The organism is Curtobacterium sp. BH-2-1-1 (genome assembly GCF_001806325.1).
Taxonomy (GTDB): domain Bacteria; phylum Actinomycetota; class Actinomycetes; order Actinomycetales; family Microbacteriaceae; genus Curtobacterium.
Genome location: NZ_CP017580.1, coordinates 1,295,830 through 1,314,519, shown reverse-complemented (window position 1 = coordinate 1,314,519; position 18,690 = coordinate 1,295,830). Strand labels below are relative to the sequence as shown.

Here is an 18,690-nt window from a genome sequence, read left to right as displayed (position 1 = left end):
GCCCGACCCTGGTCACCTGCCGGGAACCGGTACCCCGACCCGTGCGACCGCGACCTCCGTCCCGACGCGCCGTTCCCGCGCGAGCTCGATCACGCGGGCGGCGACGGCGAGGTCCTGCGCGCCGAGCCCGACCGAGTCGAACACGGTGACTTCGTCGTCCGTGGTCCGGCCCGGGGCACGCCCGGCGACGACCTCGCCGAGCTCAGCGGGGTGGAGGTCCTGCGGGACCGTCCCCTCGACGACGGCCTCGAGCAGGTCGCCGGACTTCGTCCAGGCCGTCGCACGGCTGTCGACGAACAGGGTGCCGCGCGCCATCGCGGCGCCGTCGAGCTCCCGGTGGGTCGGGCGCGGACGTGCTCCGACCGCGTTCACGTGCTGGCCCGCGTGCAACCAGGCTCCTCGGACGACGGGATCGACCGAGGGCGTGAGGGTGCAGAGCACGTCGGACCCCTCGACCACCCGACGGGCCTCGTGCACCACCCCGCACCGCCCGGCGACGTCCGGGCCGACGGCGTCGAGGAAGCGGGCGACCGTTCCCGACGAGCGCGACCAGAGGACGATCCGCTCGAACGGTCGCACGGCCTCGAACGCGCGGACGTGCTCGACGGCGAGGTTGCCCGCGCCGAGGATCCCGAGGGTCCGGCTGCCCGAGCGGGCGAGGTGCTTCGTCGCGACCACGCTGGTCGCCGCGGTCCGGGCCCGGGTGATGGCCATGCCGTCGAGGACCGCCACGCACTCACCCGTCACCGATGAGGACACCAGGATCGTCGACCGCTGCGAGGGCAGCCCCCGTGCGCTGTTCTCGGGGATGTCGGCCATCAGCTTGACGGCCACGAGCCCGAGTCGGTCGGACCGCACGGCCATCGGCAGGAAGAGCGCGTCGTCGGCGCCGGTCAGGGCGACCGGAGCCGGCTGCTGCATCGCGCCGGTCCCGAGGTCGGCGTGGACGGCCTCCACGGCCCCGACGACGTCGACGGCGTCGATGAGACCGGCGACGTCGGCGGCGCCGAGGACGACGGTCACGACGCGGCGACGGCGGTCGAGGCGCCGAGCAGTTCCTCGAGCGACGGGGTGTGGGTCGTGAGCCCGCCGTCGAACAGGATGCGCATCCAGCGGTCGGAGGCCTCGCGGTCGACGACCGCGGTGTCCCAGACGCCCCCGGCGGCCATCTCGTCGGCGGCCCGCCGCAGCAGGGCAGCGTCCTTCTCCGGCCACCGGGCGGCGAGCACGGCCGCGATCTCGGCGTCGGCGTCGCCCGCGGTGATCTTGGCCATCGCGGCGGCGATGCCGTCGACGAACCGGTCGACCCGGTCGCCGAGCTCGTCCATGCGGTCCGTGCGCGTGTAGTAGACGCTGTTCGGCATCACGCCACCGGCGTCGAGGTGCCGGAAGACGATGGTGCCCCCACCGGCGGCGACGAGTTCCTGGGCGGAGACGAGGTCGAGGATGATCGCGTCGCCGAGGCCGCCCTGGTAGAGCTCGATGAGCATCGCGGTGGAGAGGTCACGGACGAAGCGGGTCGCGGCGACGTCGAACCCGGCCTCGCGGACGAGTCCGGCGGTGAACTCGTACGGTGCGCTGCCGCCGGCCCCGGGCGCCAGGACGACCTTGCCGGCGAGCCAGTCCAGGGTGATCGGGGCGGTCTCGTCGCGGGCGACGATGGTCATCGGGAACCCGTGGTTGAGCTGTCCCACGACGGAGAGCTTCCTCGAGGTGCCGGCGTACATCGCGGGGACCCACAGGCCGCCGAGCGCGAGGTCGGCCTCGTGCGAGTCGATGTCGTCGAGCACGCCGGTCCACGGGTCGCACGCCTTCGCGGTGACGGCCAGGCCGCGCTCGGCGAACAGTCCGCCGACGTCGGCGACGTACTCGGGCAGGTAGTTCAGGCCGTTCGCGGTCGCCGAGATCTTCAGGGTGTCCATGGTGTTCTCCGATCGTGGGGTGGTGGGCCGGGATGTCCGGCCCACCGGGGTGGTGCGGGTGGTGCCGTCGGTCAGGCGGTGGAGGTCGAGAGGGCGTTCTCGTTGACGTCCTCGAGGGAACGTCCGCGGGTCTCGGGGGCGAAGCGCGACGCGACCACGAGCACCGCGTACATGACGGCGGCGAGTCCGAAGACACCGGCGAAGGCCCACGAGCCGTACAGGGCGATGGCCGCGAAGGGCATGACCGCTCCGGCGATGTTGCCGATGCCGTTGACGATCGAGGCGCCGGATGCACGGATCGCGGTCGGGTAGACCTCGGCGGTCCAGGCGGCGAGCGTGGTGTTCGTCAGCATCGTGAAGAACTGGAAGAGGGCGCCGAGCACGAGGATCGCGGCGGTGTCGTTGCCGAACGCCGCGAACGCCAGGGCGGTGAGGCAGCCGAGGATGCCCGCGACGGCGATGAGGGGCCGGCGTCCGACGCGGTTGGCGAGGAGTGCCGCTGCCGTGCACCCGAGGAGCGAACCGACGTTCATGATCATCGTGTAGAGCAGGCTCTGCGACACCGTGTAGCCGCGCTCGACGAGCAGGGTCGGCATCAGGAAGTTCAGCGTGACCTGGACGCCGAAGGCCATCCACGACGCGACGCCGATCGCGATCGTCCGGCGGAGCATCAGCTTGTGGAAGACCGCGGCGGGCGAGGAGTGCAGTGCGACCGGGGGCAGGTCCGCCGGCGTCAGACGCACCGGCGGCGCGGTCTCGGCGGGCGGCGTGAGCGTGTTCGAAGCGAGGATCGCGAGCGATCGGTTCGCCTCGTCGACACGGCCCTTCGAGAGCAACCAGCGCGGCGTCTCAGGCAGCTTGCGGCGGTACAGGACGACGAACAGTGCGGGGATCGCGAGGATCACGAAGGTCCAGCGCCAGACCTGGTCGTCACCACCGAGCGGGACGGCCAGCGGCCCGAGCAGCAGCAGGAAGAGGCCGTAGGAGATGAAGTTGCCGATGCCGCCGGCACCGACGTTGATGGTCGCGATGAGACCACCGCGGTACTTCGTGGCCACCATCTCGGACAGCATCGCGATGCCGATCATGAACTCGCCGCCGACGCCGATGCCGACGATGAACCGACTGACGAGCAGCATGTCGAAGTTGAACGACACCGCGCTGAGCAGGCCGCCGAGCGTGTAGACGAGAAGGTTGAGGCCGAGCGAGAACCGTCGGCCGTACTTGTCGGCGAGCCAGCCGGCCAGGAACCGTCCGACCAGGCCACCCAGGACGGTGGCGGTGTTGATCGTCGAGAGCTGCACGTCGCCGATGGCGAGCGAGGCCTTGATGTTGGTGGCCATCGCGCCGACGGAGTTCTGCTCGAGCGTGTCGAAGAACTCCCCGGCGAGGATGAGCATGAGGACCCAGAACTGGGCCCGGGTGAAGCCGATCGAGTCGAGGGCGGATCCGATGCCGCCCTCGGGTCGGGCGGCGGACGCGGTTCGGGTTTGGTGCGGTGGAGCGGGTGACAGCGGACATTCGTGACTCCAGCGGGGGAAGAGTGAGGGCGGTGCACCGTGCGGTCACTCTTTTGTATACGAAAAGCTGTTTCAGGCTGGTTTCGAACACGAGACGGTTCGTTACGGCTGCCTGTGTCACCCGGACATCCAAGCATCACGGCTGGCGCCGACCAAGCCCCTCGGGGGTTTTCGTATACGTTCCTACGGGTTCAGCGCCCGGTAGATCGCTTCGTCGCGGCGCAGGTGCTCGTCCATCAGCAGGCCCGCTTGCACCGAGGCGCCGCGCAGGATCGCGCCGGCGACGGCGGTGTGGTCATCGCTGCTCGACGCCACCTCGTCCTGCGTCACGCGCTCGAAGGCCCAGGCAGTCTGGTGGATCAGGTGGTCGATCATCGTCTCGAGTCGGCTGTTCCCCGCGGCGCGCGCCACCAGCCCGTGGAACGCGAACCGCGGCGACTGCGCGGCCTCGATCTCCTGGTCGGACCGTTCCTCGTGACCGACGGCGCGCAGCAGGTCGGCGCACTCGCCGCCCTGGCGACGAGCGGCGAGCTCGGCAGCCAGCACCTCGAGTCCGCGGCGGATCTGCATGAGCTCGATGACGACCTCGGTCGAGGAGTCGGCGACGCGGACGCCCTTGAACTTCTCGGACTCGACGAACCCCTCGGTCTCCAGCTGACGGAGTGCTTCACGCACGGGGACCCGTGAGACCCCGAAGCGTTCGGCCAGGGCGTCTTCCTTCAGGCGGGAGCCGCGTGGCAGCGTACCGGCGATGATCTCGGCCCTGATCGCCTTGAGGACAGATGCCGGCTTGGACTCCACAGCACGATGCTAGTTGGAGCGAGTGACGGGAATCGAACCCGCGCTACCAGCTTGGGAAGCTGGAGTTCTACCATTGAACTACACTCGCGCACCCCGCTCAGCGGGACGTCGCAAGCCTAGCGGATTCCGCGCTGGACGCCAGCCGAGTGCCCGCCGAGCGTGGCGCTGCCGACCCGCACCGCGCCTCCTGGCCGGACCCGTGTCTCCGCTGTGAGCCGGTCCGTCTGACGGACAGGTGTCGCCCCCGTGTGTACCGTCCAGGTGGATCGAGCGACCCGCGAACCCGAGGAGGACCCGGATGGTCAGACATCCCCTCATCGACGACGTGGTCGGCCCCGCGATCGTGGTCGACTCGGCCTCGCCGGTGGTGTGGCTGACCGAGGCGCTCGCCTCCCTGCTCCGTCGGGCATCCGAGTCCGGACGCTTCGTCGTCCTCCGCACCGGGCCCGGCTCTGCACTCACACCGGCGCTCCGGCACGCCCTCGGCGCGTACGGGGCCGCGTGGGCCGTCACCGATCCCGACGGCACGCTCCGCGACGGGCGGACCGGCGTCGCAGCCTCCCGCATCGAGGACTTCGTGCACCGCGGACCCGAGCTCGTCGGCACGCCCTCGCCGGAGCACCCCGTCGCGCGCGACTCGGTGCGGCAGATCAGCATCGACCTCACGCTGCGTCACCACGCCGAACGCGCGATCGACATCGGGTCCGCGATCGAGGCCCTGTGTGAGACGGTCGGCACCTGCCCGACGCGCTGGGGCACCGCCGAACCGCTCACCGTGCCGTGGGACCGCTGGGTCGTCACGCAGTACGCCAAGCACGAGGCCCCGGCGGTGTCGACGTCGTACGCCGTGGGCGAGGGCTTCTCGGCGACGATGACCGCGCACCTGCTCGACGGCGTGGTCGTCGAGACGATGTCCGCCGTGCTCACGATCCCCGAGGACGGTGCCGACCAGACGCTCGCGCCGCGGCTCCTCGACGCCGTGCACCGCGTCGCCGAGGACGTCGAACCCGTCTTCGGTGTGGTGATGCAGCGTCGTGGTGACGCCGACCACCTCGTCCGTGCCGTCTCGCACGGCGAACCCGCGCCGCTGGCGGTCGTGGTCGGACCCGAGGCGACCGAGTTCCTCGACCGGGACGGCGTGTGGCCCCCGCCGCGCACGACCACCTCGACGTTCGGCGGCGGCGGTCTCGTCGTGCGCTTCGACGACGGCTGGGAAGCGCTCGAGGCGTTCCTCGACCGCATCGACGAGGACCGGTTCCTGCAGCTCGTCGGTGGTGCCCCGCTCGACCCGGCGCACGACGAGGGCACGCTGGACGGCCACGTCGGGGACGGTTCGCACGTGTTCGGCGGTCACCGTGCCCCGTGACGTCACCCTGCTCTGCCGCGGGCCGGTGGAGACGCGCGACGTCGCCGAGGCGCTGCTCCTGCACGACGAGTCCTGGGGTGTCCGGGCGCTCGACGACGGCCCGATGATGCAGGTCTGCCGGGACGCCACGCACCCCGTGATCACCGTGCTCGCGGTGCGGCGCGTGGACGCCCTCGACGAGGTCGAGCGGATCCTGCCGGACGCCCCGACGCTGTCGACGCCGCTGTGGTGGGTGGACACCGTGACGCCCGAGGGGGCGGACGGCGAGTCCGGGATCTCCGCCGCGCTCGAGGCCGCGATGGACCTCGACGCGGTCTGCATCGTCCACGGCGACTGAGCACCGACCGCCTCTGCGGTCACCCGGAGTGGGGTCAGCGCGAGCGCTCGACGCGACTCGCGGGCCCGGGCGTGTCCCCAGTTGTGGTGCGAACGGTCGTTTCGAGACCCGCGGGTACCCGATCCGGCCCTACGGTGTGAGGACCCGAGCCGACGAGCCGGGCGCGCACGCTCCTCGTCGGCACCGCTCTTCTCACTGAACAGGGCTCCAGTGCGTACACAACCCCAGAAGCGTGCCGTCGCGCGCGCTCGCAGCATCCTCTCCGGCGTCGTCGTCGCCGGCCTCGCCGGTCTCGCGCTCGTGGGGGCGGGTGCGTCCACCGCGTCCGCCGCCGCTCCCGCGCAGACCACGTTCGTGAACGAGGGGTTCACGACCGGTTCGGTCGGCGACGGCTACCTCCTGCCGTCCACGCAGTCCGGCGCGGCGAACGAGGCGTGCCTCACCGCGGCCCCGGCCTCCGGCACCAGCAACGACGGCAGCATCCCGACCTGCACCACGGACGGCAAGGGCATCGCCTCCGGTTCGGTCCGTGACGCCAGCGGCAACGGGGCGCTCCGCCTGACGACCGCGCAGGGCGACAAGGCCGGCGGCGTCGGCTCCCGCCAGTCGGTCCCGATCACCAAGGGCATCGACGCCGTCTTCCACAGCTACCAGTACAACGGCAACGGCGCGGACGGGATCGTCTTCTACCTCGCCGCGACCGACCCGTACAACCCCGAGGTCCCCGAGAAGATCGGGTACCTCGGCGGCTCGCTGGGCTACAGCGCGAGCATCACCGACAGCCAGAACGCGTCCATCGGCACGAAGGCGTCGGGGCTCTCCCACGCCTACCTCGGCGTCGGCCTCGACCGGTTCGGCAACTTCTCGAACAAGGCGTTCGGCGGCTCGGGCTGCACCGCGGACGCGTCCGCTGCCGCCTACGCGAACAACGTCACGGTCCGGGGCCCCGGCAACGGCCTGAACGGCTACTGCATCGTCTCGACGACCGCGGGCACCCCGCTCGCGGGCAACGGCACGCTCAGCCGGACCGGGGTGACCGACCGCACCACCGCGAAGGTCCCCGTCGAGATCGTCATCAACCCGACGACCTCGACCCTGCGCGCGCAGGGCACCGGGAACACGGACGTGTCGGTCGATCCCGGCACGTTCAAGGTCGTCTTCACGTCGAGCGGTGGGACCCGGCAGGTCCTGGCCGGCGCGCTCCCGACGCTGAAGGGCGGCAGCAACGTCGCGGGCGTGCCGTCCTCGTGGGTCGACCAGACCACCGGGTACCCGTACAAGCTCACCTACGGATGGGTCGCGGGTACCGGTGGGTCGAACGACGTGCACGAGGTCAACGCACTCAAGACCACGACCGTCGCCGGTCCGGTGCCGGTACTGACCGCCCAGACGGGAGGCGCGGCGAAGGTCGCGCACGCCGGCTCGGGCACGTACACCCTCACCCCCACCGTGTCGGCCGACGGTGGCTCGGAAGCGCAGCTCGTGCGCACCACCACCACCTTCCCGACGGGTGTCACGCCCGACGTCGCCACGGCGAGCGGCGACGGCTGGAGCTGCACCGCCGCCGGTCAGGTCGTCACGTGCGACCAGGCCGCGGCGGACCGCACGCCGGGTACCGTCCTGCCGACGCTGACGATCCCGTACACGGTGTCCGGCGCCGCCCGCACCGCCACCGTCTCCACCGTCGTCGCCTCCACCGACGCCGAGGCCGTGACCGTCACCCGTGCCCTCGAGGTCCAGCCGCAGTCGAGCACCGTCTCGGTCGGTGCGGCCGCAGCGGTCGTCGGCGACCGCGCCACCCTGACGGCGAGCGTCGCCTCCGGTGAGTCCGACGGGGCGACCACGCCGACCGGGTCCGTCGTGTTCACGGACACCGAGTCCGGCGCCGTGCTCTGCACCGCGACGCTCGCCTCCGGAGTCGCGTCCTGCGACGTCCCGACCTCGACGGTCGGCACCCGCGGGATCACCGCGACCTACCAGGGTGACGCCGACCACGCCTCGGCCACGGGTGACGGCTCGCTCGTCGTCTCGAAGGTCCCGACCGCGATCACCGTGACGTCGACGCCGGCGTCCACGACGTACGGCGCGTCCGTGACCCTCGCGGTCGACGGCCTCGACGCCGTCGACGGCGACCGGCCCGCACCGACCGGGTCCGTCGAGTTCCGCGCCGGCGGGAAGGTCCTCTGCACGGCGACCCTGCCGGCCACGAGCTGCGACGTCTCCGGGCTCGCCGCCGGGACGCACTCGGTGACCGCGGTCTACTCGGGCGACGGTCGGTACGAGGGCTCCACGGCCGTGGCGGTCGACCTCACCGTCCGGAAGGCCGCGACCACCATCACGCCGGGCACGTCCGACCCGACGGACCCGAGTGGACCGTCCGACCCGTCCGGCCCCGGCACCGACACGACGGTGACCGTGACGCACGGCGAGACCACCACGCTCGGGAGCCCGAACGTGCCGAAGGACGCCACCGGGACGATCGACTACGTCACCGACGACGGCACCGTGCTCTGCACCGCGACCCTGCCCGACACGACCTGCGACGTCCCCGCCGACCTCGCCGGCGGCACCTACCGCGTGCACGCCCGGTACAGCGGCGACGACAACTACGAGCCGGCCGAGGGCGACCCCTTCGACCTGGTCGTGACCGCGCAGCCGACCGAGCTGGTCGGCTCGACCGACACGACCCGCGCGGTCGTCGGCACCACGGTCCGCCTCAGTGCGTCCGGCCTGCCGACCGGCGCGACCGGCACGGTGACCTTCACCGCGGCGGACGGGACCGTCCTGTGCACGGCGACGCTCCCCGAGACGAGCTGCGAGACCGACGCGCTGCCCGTCGGGACGAACACCGTGACGGTGTCCTACAGCGGGGACGCGTCCTTCGCGGCGTCGACCACCACGATCGAGGTCGTCGTCGTGGCCGCATCCGCCACGGTCACCCCGGCAGCGGACCCGACCGCCGACCCGACCGCAGCGGCGACTCCGTCGCACGCGCCGGTCGGGTCGGGCACCGGTGCGCTCGCGTTCACCGGGTCGCCGCTCGCGATGGGCACGGGCATCGGCCTCGCGGCCGCACTGCTCCTCGGCGGCCTGGTGCTGCTGATGGTCCGCCGGACCCGCGCTGCCCGGGACGCCTCGGAGTAGCACGCAGGTCGGGCCGACCCACAGGGCCGTGCACCGTGCGACCTCGCACGGCGCACGGCCCTGTCCCCGTCAGTCGCGGTCGTGCATCGCGGCGAGGCGCTCGTTGTACGCCTTGAGGTCCGCGTCCCCGTCCCGCTCCGCCTTGCGGTCGAGGCGCTTCGCGTCACGGGTGTCCGACCTGACCCAGTTGCGCACGACGAGCAGCGCGACGAACACCATCGGCAGCTCGGACGCACCCCACGCGATCCCGCCCCCGGTGTGCTGGTCGGCCAGGAGTGCGGCGTCGTTGGTCTGCCCGAGCGCGTGGAACCAGTCGATCGCGAAGACCGACTCCGACGTCATCACCGCGACGCCGAAGAACGCGTGGAACGCCAGGGTCGCGAGCAGGGCGATGATGAGGATCGGGTACTGCGGTCGCTTCGGGCCCGGGTCGACGCCGACGAACACCCAGAAGAACAGGTACCCGCTGAAGACGAAGTGCACGATCATCGCCACGTGCCACTCGTGCGACTGCATGGCGTACTCGTACGCGGGCGTGAAGTAGAACACGACGAGGGACCCGGCGAAGATCACCCCGGCGACGGCCGGCTTCGCGAGGAACTGCATGTACCGCGAGTGCGTGAAGAGCATGAGCCACTCACGGGCACCGCGCGAGCCGTCGTTCCGCACCGGCAGGGTCCGCAGCGCGAGCAGCACCGGCCCGCCGAGCACGAGCGGCAGCGGCACGAACATCATGAGCAGCATGTGCTGGAGCATGTGCGACGAGAAGTGGATCATCCCGTAGACCGCCGGCCCCGCCGAGGTCGTCCAGATGAACAGCGCGCACCCGAGCAGCCACGCGATCGTGCGTCCGACGGGCCACTTGTCCCCCCGCTTCCGGAGCTTCCGGACGGCGAGCAGGTACCAGCCGGCCCCGACCACCGCGAGCGCCAGCCACACCCAGTCGATGTGCCACTGGGTCAGGTAGGTCTGCACGGTCTGCGCTGGCGGGTACGGGAACCCGATGAGTCCGGAGCGGGTGTCGTCCCCGGTCTCCGGCGTCTGCGGGATCGGCGGCTGCGAGCGGGAGACGGCGACGGAGACCCCGATGGCGATCGCCATGAACACGATCTCGGCGAGGGCGAACCGCACGAACACGCGGCGGTCGAGCGGCGCGCGGAGGAGCCCCGGCACGAGCCGCCGCCGCTGGACGACCCCGGCGAGCCCGAGCAGCACGAGGATGGCGGCCTTGACCGTGATGAGCCACCCGTAGGTCGTCGTGAACAGGTCGAGCGGGCCGGTCAGGCGGAGCGACGCGTTCACGATGCCCGAGAACGCGACCGCGGCGAACGCCCACCCCGCGAGCGTCGAGTACCGCGACACGACCCGCCCGGTGGCGCCCTTCGTCCGGGTGCGCAGGACGAGCACGGCGACGAGGCCACCGGCCCAGACGCAGACGGCGACGAGGTGGACCGCGAGCGAGTTCACCGCGTTGGCGTGCTCGAGCGACCCGGCCGCGTGCCCGGACAGGGCGAGCGGCAGCAGCGCGAACAGCCCGGCGACCGTCGCCACCGCGAGCGTCGTCACCCGGGTGGCGAAGGCGGCGACAACGGTCGCGACGAGGATCGCCACGGCCGACACCACGAGCGCCTGCCCGATCTCGACCTGGAACGCGAAGAGGGTGAAGTTCCGCGCGAACACCGGGTTCGTCAGCGGGACGCCGAGGGTGTTCGCGCCCGTCAGCACGATGCTCACCACGGCCGCGAGGAACCACACCGAACCCGTCGCGGCAGCCCAGCGAGCGGCGCGGTGCTGCACGCTCGACATCGCCCGGTGGTCCTTCTTCTGCGCCGGGAGCGCGAACGCCGCGACGACGAGCAGGCCGATCGTCAGCGCCGCCATGGTGTCGTGCACCACGCGCGCGACGGGCAGCCCGTACTCGACGAGGTCGCCGGCGGACACCAGTTGCTGGTTCGCGGTGAAGGCGCCGGTGAGCGTCATCCCGAGGATCGAGCACGCCACCGCGAGCGGGACGGCGACGACGAGGACCGTCGCGACGGTGGATGTGCGCGCGGTGACGGGCGCCGATTCCGGCGCCGCGCCTCCTGGCTGGGTTTCGGGTGACGTGACGGTCATGACCGTCCAATCGTAGGCGCGTCGGCCTGGAGGCGCGGCGTGCGTCGCGCGCACCGGCTGCGGCCCGCCTCAGGTCACGACGTCAGACGCGGCGCTCCCAGATGCCCTCGCTCCCGACGCCCACGAACCCGACCGCCTCGTTGACGTCGAGCATCGGGCGGTTCTCCTCGGCGTTGAACGTGATGATCGAGGGTCGCCCCGGGAAGTCCTGCTCGACGCGTTCGATCCCGGCCACCTTGAGCAGCCAGCCGAGCCGGTGCCCGCGGTGCTCCCGCAGCACGAGGGTGTCGCCCTGCATGACCGGCTGGTGCACCGCGTCCGGCACTGCCAGCTGCGTGAAACCGGCCAAGGTGGTCGTCGGGAGGTGTTCGACCGCGACCGTGACCATCGTGCGCGGCGAGCGGTGCAGCTGCGCCTCGTGCTCCTGCAGGCGCTCGCGCGTCCAGACGTCCTCCGGCTCCTCCATGTCGCCCTCCGGAGCGTCGGTGCTCATCCGGGTCTCGAGCAGCGCGATGCCGTCGAGCCACTGCTCCGGCGTCGGCCCGGCCCACGCGTGCACCCGGTAGCCGGGTCCGGCGGCGGCCGCTGCGCGGTCGTGGAGCTCGCGCACCACGGAGTGGTCGGCCGGCAGCGCCAGGCGGCTGATCCGGTTGACCTGCCCGAAGCGCCAGCCGCGCCCGGTGAGGAACCGTGCGCCGGCTTCGTCCTCGGGCACGGCGCCGTGGCCGGTGGGCGGGACGAGGTACCCCGGTCCGGACGCCGGCCCGACCTGCCGTGACACCGCGTACGTCTTCCACTGGGTGCGACCGTCGTCGCGGGCGATGCCCTCGAGGTGCTCGGCCAGCAGCGTGCCGATGCCTCGCCGCTGGTGGTCCGGCGCGACGGCGACCGCGATCCAGCAGTTCGGGGTCCCCGGTGCCTGCTTGGTGTCGTAGGAGCCGGCGGCCACGACGTCGCCGTCGGGATCGCGCACGACGAAGAGGCGGCTCGGTGCCTCGGGGTCGAGCAGGTACGGCAGCTGTTCCTCGGGCGTCCAGAGGATCTCGGGCAACCGGGTGACGGCGACCTCGGCGGCGTTCTGCACGCGGACCCAGTCGCGGAAGGCCTGCACCGTCGCGGCGTCGTCGTCCATGGTGGCGGGCACGTCGAGTTCGTGCACGGTGTACGCGGTCATGTCGGTTCCTCCTGGCCGTGTGACGCCGCCCGACGCTGGGCAGCCTCGCAGCTTACCGGTGCCGTTCCGCTGCCGCTAGGCTCGTCGCGTGCTGCTCTCCGACCGCGACATCACCGCCCAGCTGGCCGAGGGCCGGATCGGCCTCGACCCGTACGACGCCTCGCTCGTCCAGCCGTCGAGCATCGACGTCCGGCTCGACAAGTTCTTCCGGTTGTTCGACAACCACAAGTACCCGCACATCGACCCGGCGGTCGACCAGCCCGATCTCACCCGGCTGGTCGAGACCGACCCGGACGAGGCGTTCGTCCTGCACCCGGGGGAGTTCGTGCTCGGCTCGACGTACGAGGTCGTCACGCTGCCCGACGACATCGCGGCACGGCTCGAGGGCAAGAGCTCGCTCGGGCGCCTCGGCCTCCTCACCCACTCCACGGCAGGCTTCATCGACCCGGGCTTCTCCGGGCACGTGACCCTCGAGCTCTCGAACGTGGCGACCCTGCCGATCAAGCTCTGGCCGGGCATGAAGATCGGCCAGCTCTGCTTCTTCCAGCTGTCGAGCCCCGCCGACAAGCCGTACGGCTCCGCCGAGTACCAGTCGCGGTACCAGGGGCAGCGCGGTCCGACGCCGTCCCGTTCGGCGCAGAACTTCCTGCGGACGGACGTCTCCCGCCGCTCCTGACGGTCGCCGCTGGCTGGGCATAACGCGGCCCGCGATATCGCCCGTCGCAATCTTCTGGACGCGGCACTCCGAACCGCAGGATGTGCGTAAAGAAATGTCGCATTCTGTGTATCGTGGCCCCATGTCCGCAGTACTCCCACGACCCGCGCCGCCAGTGTCGGCAGCCGGGCTCATCCGGGACGCCCGCCTCCGCGCCGAACTCACCCAGGTGCAGCTCGCCGACCGCGCCGGCGTCACGCAGAGCGTCATCAGCACCTACGAGAACGGACGCCGCGAGCCGTCCCTCGCCGCACTGCAGCGGCTCTTGCTCGCAGCGGGGTTCACGGCCGCGATCGACCTGCACCCCGTCGAGGAACCGCCGCCCCTCCGCGAACGGGTGATGGCCGCACGGCGGGAACTCGTCGCGATCGTGCAGCGCCTCGGTGGCCGCAACCCCCGGCTCTTCGGCAGCGTGGCCCGGGGCGAGGACGGCCCGGCGAGCGACGTCGACCTGATGGTGGACCTCGACCCCGGACTCGGCATCTTCGCGCTCATGCGGATCCAGGACGAGGCGGAGCAGCTCCTCGGCGTGCGGGTGGACGTGGTGGACGCCGCCGGCATGGGGACCGACGCCGTCCGGGACGCGGTGCCGCTGTGAGCCGCGACGTCGGGGACCGGCTCGACGACGTGATCCGTGCCTGCGGGGTGATCCGTGCCTACGTCGACGACGACGCACTGCCCGAGGGCCTCGTGTACGACGCGGTCCGGATGCGACTGGTCGAGATCGGCGAGGCGGTCCGGATGCTCCCGAGCGCGGTGACGTCGACCGAGCCGAGCATCCCGTGGTCGCGGGTGTCGCTCCTCGGCGAACGCCTCACCCGGCGGTACTTCGACACGACGCCGGCCGTCGTGTTCGGGACGGCCCGGGTGGACGTGCCCTCGCTCTGCGAGGCGGTCCACCGCCTGCGCGCCGCGCACGCAGCGCGCGGTGACCGTCGGGGCGCGGCAGGGGCAGTGGACCTGACGCAGTGACGGACGGGAGGCGCGGGTCGGCCCCGGACCGCGCCTCCCGTCCGACCGTGCCCTCGCCGCGAACGCGGGACGGCCCCGTCTCGCCGGAGCGAGACGGGGCCGTCGTCGTGTGATCGGGGAGATCAGCCCTTCTTGGCGAGTGCCTCGAGGGTGTCGTTGCCCTTGTAGGCCTCGACCGCGTTCTCCTTGGTCACGAGGACCGGGGTGAGCTCGATCGCCGGGACCGTCTTGACGCCGTTGTAGTTGTTCGTCTTGTCGATCTTGGTGTCGGGCTTGTTGCCCTTCGAGAGGTCGGACACCAGGTCGATGGCGGCCTGGGCCTCTTCGGTGGTGTTCTTGTAGATCGTCGAGTACTGCGTGCCCTGCATGATGAGCGGGATCGACGCGGTCTCCGAGTCCTGGCCGGTGACGACCGGGTTCGGCTTGCCGGCGGCCTTCGTCGCGGTCAGGATCGCACGGGCGAGGGTGTCGTTCGGCGACAGGACGCCGTCGAGCTTGGTGTCACCCGAGTAGTACTGCGACAGGAGGTCCGTCATGCGGGACTGGGCGTTCTGCGCGAGCCAGCCCTTGGTCTGGACCTTCTGGAAGGTCTCCTGGCCGGACGTGACCTTGACGGTGCCGTCCTTGATCTTCGGCTCGAGGACGTTCATCGCACCGTTGAAGAACACGGTGGCGTTCGCGTCGTCCGCCGAACCGGCGAAGAGCTCGATGTTGTAGGGGCCGTCACCCTTCTCGGCCTTGAGGCCGTCGAGGAGTGCCTGCGCCTGCAGCTGGCCGACCTTGTAGTTGTTGAACGCCACGTAGTAGTCGACGTTCTTGGTGTTCAGGATGTTGCGGTCCCAGGCGATGACGGTGACGCCCTTCGCCTTGGCGGCCTTGACCTGCGAGCCGAGCTGCGAACCGTCGGCGGCACCGATGATGACGACCTTGGCGCCCTTGGTGACCATGCCCGAGATCTGCGACTGCTGGTCCGGGACGGGGTTGCCGGCGTTGGCGTACTGGATGTCGGCCTTGAAGCCGGCGTCCTCGATCGACTTCTCGAACGCGGCGCCCGCGAGCACCCAGTTCTGCGAGGTCTTGGCCGGCAGGGCGACACCGATGAGGTCGCCCTTCTTGATCTCGGTGCTCGAGCCCGAGTCCGAGCCGGAGGTGCCGCGAGCCGAGCAGCCGCTGAGGGCGAGGCCCGCGACGAGCGCCAGGCCGATGCCGGCGATGAGCTTCTTGCGCATGTGAGTGCTTTCTCTTCGTTGAGGGGTGGTGCTGTGGTGAGGGGTTCGAGCGCCCCGGGAGCCCGGGGCGCCACGTCTTTACTGGGTGTTGACCTTGTCCGGCTGGTCCTGGATGGACTGCGGCTGCTGGGCTGCCACCGTGTTCTGCTCGGTGTCCTTCTTCTGGAACTGCCGCATCATGCCGCCGATGAGCGACGGGCGGCCCTGGGACTTCGAGTAGACGTCGAAGGCGACCGCGACGAGGAGGACGAGACCACGGATGATCTGCACCTTGTTCGACTCGATGCCCATGAGCTGGAGGCCGTTCGACAGGAGCGCCATCACGAGGCCACCGATGATCGACCCGGAGATCGTGCCGATGCCACCCGCGACCGCGGCGCCACCGACGAACACGGCGGCGATCGCGTCGAGCTCCCAGCCGGTGCCGTCAGCCGGACCCGAGGCGTTCGAGTAGCCGACGAACACCATGCCGGCGACCGCGGCGAGCACGGACATGTTCGCCATGACGAAGAAGTTGACCTTGCGGGCGCTGACACCGGAGAGCACCGCGGCGCTCGCGTTGCCGCCGACCGCGTAGACCTGGCGACCGAAGATCGTGTTCTTCGTGATGAAGCCGTAGATGATCGTGAGGACACCGAGGATGATCGCGACGATCGGGATCGAGGTACCGACGGGGCCGGCGCCGAACAGGTAGGTCGCGACGAGCGTGACGGCGACGAGGACGCCCGTGCGGACGATCGACACCCACAGCGGCGGGACCTCGGCCTGCATCTTCTTGCGGCGGGAGCGGCCACGGGCCTCGATGACGATCAGGGCGATGATCGTGGCCAGACCGATGAGCAGCGTGCCGTTCGAGTACCCGAAGTCCGGGCCGAAGTCACCGAGGTAGCCGGCACCGATGGCGTTGTACGAGTCCGGGGTCGGCACCGAGGTCGACTGGCCGATGATCTGGTTCGCACCGCGGAAGATGAGCTGACCGGCGAGCGTCACGATGAACGCGGGGACCCGGACGAACGCCACCCAGAAGCCCTGCCAGGCACCGACGAGGGCGCCGACGGCCAGGCCGAGGATGATCGCGGCCCATGCCGGCCAGTGCCACACGGACATCGACTGCGCGACGATGATGCCGACGAACGCCGCGACCGAACCGACCGACAGGTCGATGTGGCCGGCGATGATCACCATCACCATCCCCAGCGCGAGGATGAGGATGTAGGAGTACTGCAGGAACAGGTTGATGACGTTCGTCGGCTCGAGGATCAGGCCCTTGGTCGTGATCGAGAAGAAGATCACGATCGCGATCAACGCGATGATCATGCCGTACTGGCCGATGCTGTTGCCCTTGCCGAACAGCAGTTTCAGGTTCTTCATGAGACGAGAGCGCCCTTCCGCGCGGAGGTCATGCTGCGCATGAGCGTTTCTGGATCGGCCTGTTCCGAGGGGATGTCGGCCGTGATCTGGCCCTCGAAGATCGTGTAGATCCGGTCGGAGAGGCCGAGGAGTTCGGGGAGCTCGGAGGAGATGAGGATGATGCCCTTCCCCTCGGCTGCGAGTTGCTGGATGATGCCGTAGATCTCGAACTTGGCGCCCACGTCGATGCCGCGGGTCGGTTCGTCGAGGATGAGGATGTCCGGGTCGGTGAACATCCACTTCGACAGGACGACCTTCTGCTGGTTGCCGCCGGAGAGCTTGCCGACGTTCTCCTCGACGGTCGGCACCTTCGTGCGGAGCAGCTTCCGGTACTTCTCGGCGACGTTGTACTCCTCGAGGGAGTCCACGACGCCGGCCTTCGAGATCTTCTGCAGGTCGGCCGCGACGGTCGATCGCTTGACCGTGTCGAGCAGGTTGAGGCCGAGCGCCTTGCGGTCCTCGGAGACGTAGCCGATGCCGTGCTCGATCGCCTGCTGGACGTTGGTGACCTTGATCTCCTCGCCGTCCTTGATGATCTGCCCGCCGAGCCACGTGCCGTAGGAGCGGCCGAAGATGCTCATCGCGAGCTCGGTGCGGCCGGCGCCCATCAGACCCGCGAAGCCGACGATCTCGCCGCGCTTCACGTGGAAGTTCGAGCTCTTGCAGACCAGGCGCGAGGAATCGAGCGGGTGCTGGACGGTCCAGTCGCGGACCTCGAAGAAGGTCTCGCCGATCTTCGGGGTGCGGTCCGGGAAGCGGCTCTCGAGCGAGCGGCCGACCATGCCGCGGATGATGCGGTCCTCGTTGACGCCGTCGCCCTTGACGTTCAGCGTCTCGATGGTCTTGCCGTCGCGGATGATCGTGATCTCGTCGGCGATCTGCTCGATCTCGTTCAGCTTGTGGCTGATGATGATGCTCGAGATGCCCTTGGCCTTCAGCCCGACGATGAGGTCGAGGAGGTGCTGCGAGTCGTTCTCGTTGAGCGCCGCGGTCGGCTCGTCGAGGATGAGGAGCTTGACGTCCTTGTGCAGGGCCTTGGCGATCTCGACGAGCTGCTGCTTGCCGACGCCGATGTTCTTGATCTGCGTGTCCGGGTCGTCGGCGAGGCCGACGCGGGCGAGCAGGTCCTGTGCACGGAGCTGGGCGCTCGTCCAGTCGATGACGCCGAACTTGCCCGGCTCGTTGCCGAGGAACAGGTTCTCGGTGATCGAGAGCTCCGGGATCAGCGCGAGCTCCTGGTGGATGATCACGATGCCGGACTGCTCGGACTGCTTGATGTCCTTGAACCGGACCTCTTCGCCCTCGAAGACGATCTCGCCGTCGTAGGTGCCGTACGGGTAGACGCCGGACAGGACCTTCATGAGGGTCGACTTGCCGGCGCCGTTCTCGCCGCAGATCGCGTGGATCTCGCCGGCACGGACGCTGAGCGAGACGTCGGACAGCGCCTTCACACCAGGGAACTCCTTGGTGATCGAGCGCATCTCGAGGATCGTCTCGGGTGCGGTGATCGACCGGGTCTCGAGGCCGGTGTCGATCGGGGTTGACGCCACGGTGCATCTCCTTCTGCCGCTGCGATGCGGCAGTCCTTCGGGTGGTTCTGCGAGCGGCGACGAAGGGCACAGGAGGCCTGTGTGGACTTCGTTGTCGCGTCCGGAGTCCCGCGTCGTGACGGTCATGTGACCGTTCACATCGGCGGAACGGAGGTAATACTACGCACGCGATCGGCGCGCCTGTCAATTCGGTTTGGTCGCGTTTGTGTAACGGGCCGCGTGATCTGGCGGAACCGGGCACCGCACGTCCCCCGCGTTGGGGTACCCGGGTGGGTCGATGACGGCCTGGAGGCGCGGGTCGGCGCCGCCCCGCGCCTCCCGTCCGCGCACGCGCCCGCCCACCCCGCAGGGCCGCGCCCGCCCCGCGGGGCCGTGCCCGCCCCGCACGGGCGCGCCCGCCCCGCTTCGTGAGCAGAAATGGTCGGGTCGCGTTCC

General features: G+C 70.5%; 15 protein-coding genes and 1 tRNA gene. 6 read left to right on the top strand and 10 right to left on the bottom strand.

Features of this window, described 5'->3' with window-relative positions:
* Window positions 1-12 precede the first annotated feature (12 nt).
* From BJK06_RS06045 to BJK06_RS06025, 5 genes are all read right to left on the bottom strand, one after another.
* Complete coding sequence (locus tag BJK06_RS06045) at window positions 13-1,023, bottom strand: ornithine cyclodeaminase family protein (protein WP_070417125.1); 1,011 nt, start codon at window positions 1,021-1,023, stop codon at window positions 13-15.
* Window positions 1,020-1,922, bottom strand: coding sequence for an ABC transporter substrate-binding protein (locus BJK06_RS06040; protein ID WP_070417124.1), 903 nt, complete (start codon window positions 1,920-1,922; stop codon window positions 1,020-1,022). Before BJK06_RS06040 ends, BJK06_RS06045 begins: the two co-directional genes overlap by 4 nt.
* Window positions 1,923-1,993: 71 nt before the next feature.
* Window positions 1,994-3,322: an MFS transporter gene (locus BJK06_RS06035; protein ID WP_070417123.1), complete on the bottom strand. Its 1,329-nt coding sequence runs from the start codon at window positions 3,320-3,322 to the stop codon at window positions 1,994-1,996.
* Between the two features lie 303 nt (window positions 3,323-3,625).
* On the bottom strand, window positions 3,626-4,243 hold the full coding sequence (locus tag BJK06_RS06030) for a GntR family transcriptional regulator (RefSeq protein WP_070417122.1): 618 nt from the start codon (window positions 4,241-4,243) through the stop codon (window positions 3,626-3,628).
* A gap of 14 nt (window positions 4,244-4,257) precedes the next feature.
* Window positions 4,258-4,331 (bottom strand) — tRNA-Gly (locus tag BJK06_RS06025).
* A gap of 210 nt (window positions 4,332-4,541) precedes the next feature.
* Here BJK06_RS06025 and BJK06_RS06020 point away from each other — a divergent pair.
* The 3 genes from BJK06_RS06020 (at window position 4,542) to BJK06_RS06010 (ending at window position 9,090) form a co-directional block, all read left to right on the top strand.
* Window positions 4,542-5,609, top strand: a complete 1,068-nt coding sequence (locus BJK06_RS06020) for a DUF6177 family protein (RefSeq protein WP_070417121.1) — start codon at window positions 4,542-4,544, stop codon at window positions 5,607-5,609.
* Window positions 5,599-5,946 carry a hypothetical protein gene (locus tag BJK06_RS06015; protein WP_070417120.1) on the top strand — a complete coding sequence of 116 codons (348 nt, stop codon included), beginning with the start codon at window positions 5,599-5,601 and terminating at the stop codon, window positions 5,944-5,946. The genes BJK06_RS06020 and BJK06_RS06015 overlap by 11 nt, the downstream gene beginning before the upstream one ends.
* Window positions 5,947-6,156: 210 nt before the next feature.
* Complete coding sequence (locus BJK06_RS06010) at window positions 6,157-9,090, top strand: Ig-like domain repeat protein (RefSeq protein ID WP_070417119.1); 2,934 nt, start codon at window positions 6,157-6,159, stop codon at window positions 9,088-9,090.
* 69 nt (window positions 9,091-9,159) lie between these two features.
* Here the strand turns inward: BJK06_RS06010 and BJK06_RS06005 are convergent, their stop codons facing one another.
* Together BJK06_RS06005 and BJK06_RS06000 are read right to left on the bottom strand one after the other, a co-directional pair.
* Entirely contained in the window at window positions 9,160-11,205 is a 2,046-nt protein-coding gene (locus BJK06_RS06005) for a cytochrome c oxidase assembly protein (RefSeq protein WP_070417118.1), read from the bottom strand.
* 82 nt (window positions 11,206-11,287) lie between these two features.
* Window positions 11,288-12,379, bottom strand: a complete 1,092-nt coding sequence (locus tag BJK06_RS06000; protein ID WP_070417117.1) for a GNAT family N-acetyltransferase — start codon at window positions 12,377-12,379, stop codon at window positions 11,288-11,290.
* Between the two features lie 88 nt (window positions 12,380-12,467).
* Between BJK06_RS06000 and dcd the strand changes: the two genes are divergently transcribed.
* The 3 genes from dcd (at window position 12,468) to BJK06_RS05985 (ending at window position 14,066) form a co-directional block, all read left to right on the top strand.
* Window positions 12,468-13,055: a dCTP deaminase gene (dcd, locus tag BJK06_RS05995; RefSeq protein WP_070417116.1), complete on the top strand. Its 588-nt coding sequence runs from the start codon at window positions 12,468-12,470 to the stop codon at window positions 13,053-13,055.
* Window positions 13,056-13,176: 121 nt separating this feature from the next.
* Entirely contained in the window at window positions 13,177-13,692 is a 516-nt protein-coding gene (locus BJK06_RS05990; protein WP_083295096.1) for an XRE family transcriptional regulator, read from the top strand.
* Complete coding sequence (locus BJK06_RS05985; RefSeq protein WP_070417114.1) at window positions 13,689-14,066, top strand: DUF86 domain-containing protein; 378 nt, start codon at window positions 13,689-13,691, stop codon at window positions 14,064-14,066. Before BJK06_RS05990 ends, BJK06_RS05985 begins: the two co-directional genes overlap by 4 nt.
* 122 nt (window positions 14,067-14,188) lie before the next feature.
* Here the strand turns inward: BJK06_RS05985 and BJK06_RS05980 are convergent, their stop codons facing one another.
* From BJK06_RS05980 to mmsA, 3 genes are all read right to left on the bottom strand, one after another.
* Window positions 14,189-15,295: a sugar-binding protein gene (locus BJK06_RS05980; RefSeq protein ID WP_070417113.1), complete on the bottom strand. Its 1,107-nt coding sequence runs from the start codon at window positions 15,293-15,295 to the stop codon at window positions 14,189-14,191.
* Between the two features lie 78 nt (window positions 15,296-15,373).
* Complete coding sequence (mmsB, locus tag BJK06_RS05975; protein ID WP_070417112.1) at window positions 15,374-16,666, bottom strand: multiple monosaccharide ABC transporter permease; 1,293 nt, start codon at window positions 16,664-16,666, stop codon at window positions 15,374-15,376.
* On the bottom strand, window positions 16,663-18,186 hold the full coding sequence (mmsA, locus tag BJK06_RS05970) for a multiple monosaccharide ABC transporter ATP-binding protein (RefSeq protein ID WP_181015175.1): 1,524 nt from the start codon (window positions 18,184-18,186) through the stop codon (window positions 16,663-16,665). The genes mmsB and mmsA overlap by 4 nt, the downstream gene beginning before the upstream one ends.
* Window positions 18,187-18,690 lie beyond the last annotated feature (504 nt).

Coding starts and splice junctions, on each gene's coding strand:
- BJK06_RS06040 (WP_070417124.1), bottom strand. CDS start 1,922: ATGGACACCCTGAAGATCTCGGCGACCGCGAACGGCCTGAACTACCTG.
- BJK06_RS06035 (WP_070417123.1), bottom strand. CDS start 3,322: ATGCTCATCCTCGCCGGGGAGTTCTTCGACACGCTCGAGCAGAACTCC.
- BJK06_RS06020 (WP_070417121.1), top strand. CDS start 4,542: ATGGTCAGACATCCCCTCATCGACGACGTGGTCGGCCCCGCGATCGTG.
- BJK06_RS06005 (WP_070417118.1), bottom strand. CDS start 11,205: ATGACCGTCACGTCACCCGAAACCCAGCCAGGAGGCGCGGCGCCGGAA.
- BJK06_RS06000 (WP_070417117.1), bottom strand. CDS start 12,379: ATGACCGCGTACACCGTGCACGAACTCGACGTGCCCGCCACCATGGAC.
- BJK06_RS05990 (WP_083295096.1), top strand. CDS start 13,177: ATGTCCGCAGTACTCCCACGACCCGCGCCGCCAGTGTCGGCAGCCGGG.
- BJK06_RS05980 (WP_070417113.1), bottom strand. CDS start 15,295: ATGCGCAAGAAGCTCATCGCCGGCATCGGCCTGGCGCTCGTCGCGGGC.
- mmsB (WP_070417112.1), bottom strand. CDS start 16,666: ATGAAGAACCTGAAACTGCTGTTCGGCAAGGGCAACAGCATCGGCCAG.
- mmsA (WP_181015175.1), bottom strand. CDS start 18,186: ATGCGCTCGATCACCAAGGAGTTCCCTGGTGTGAAGGCGCTGTCCGAC.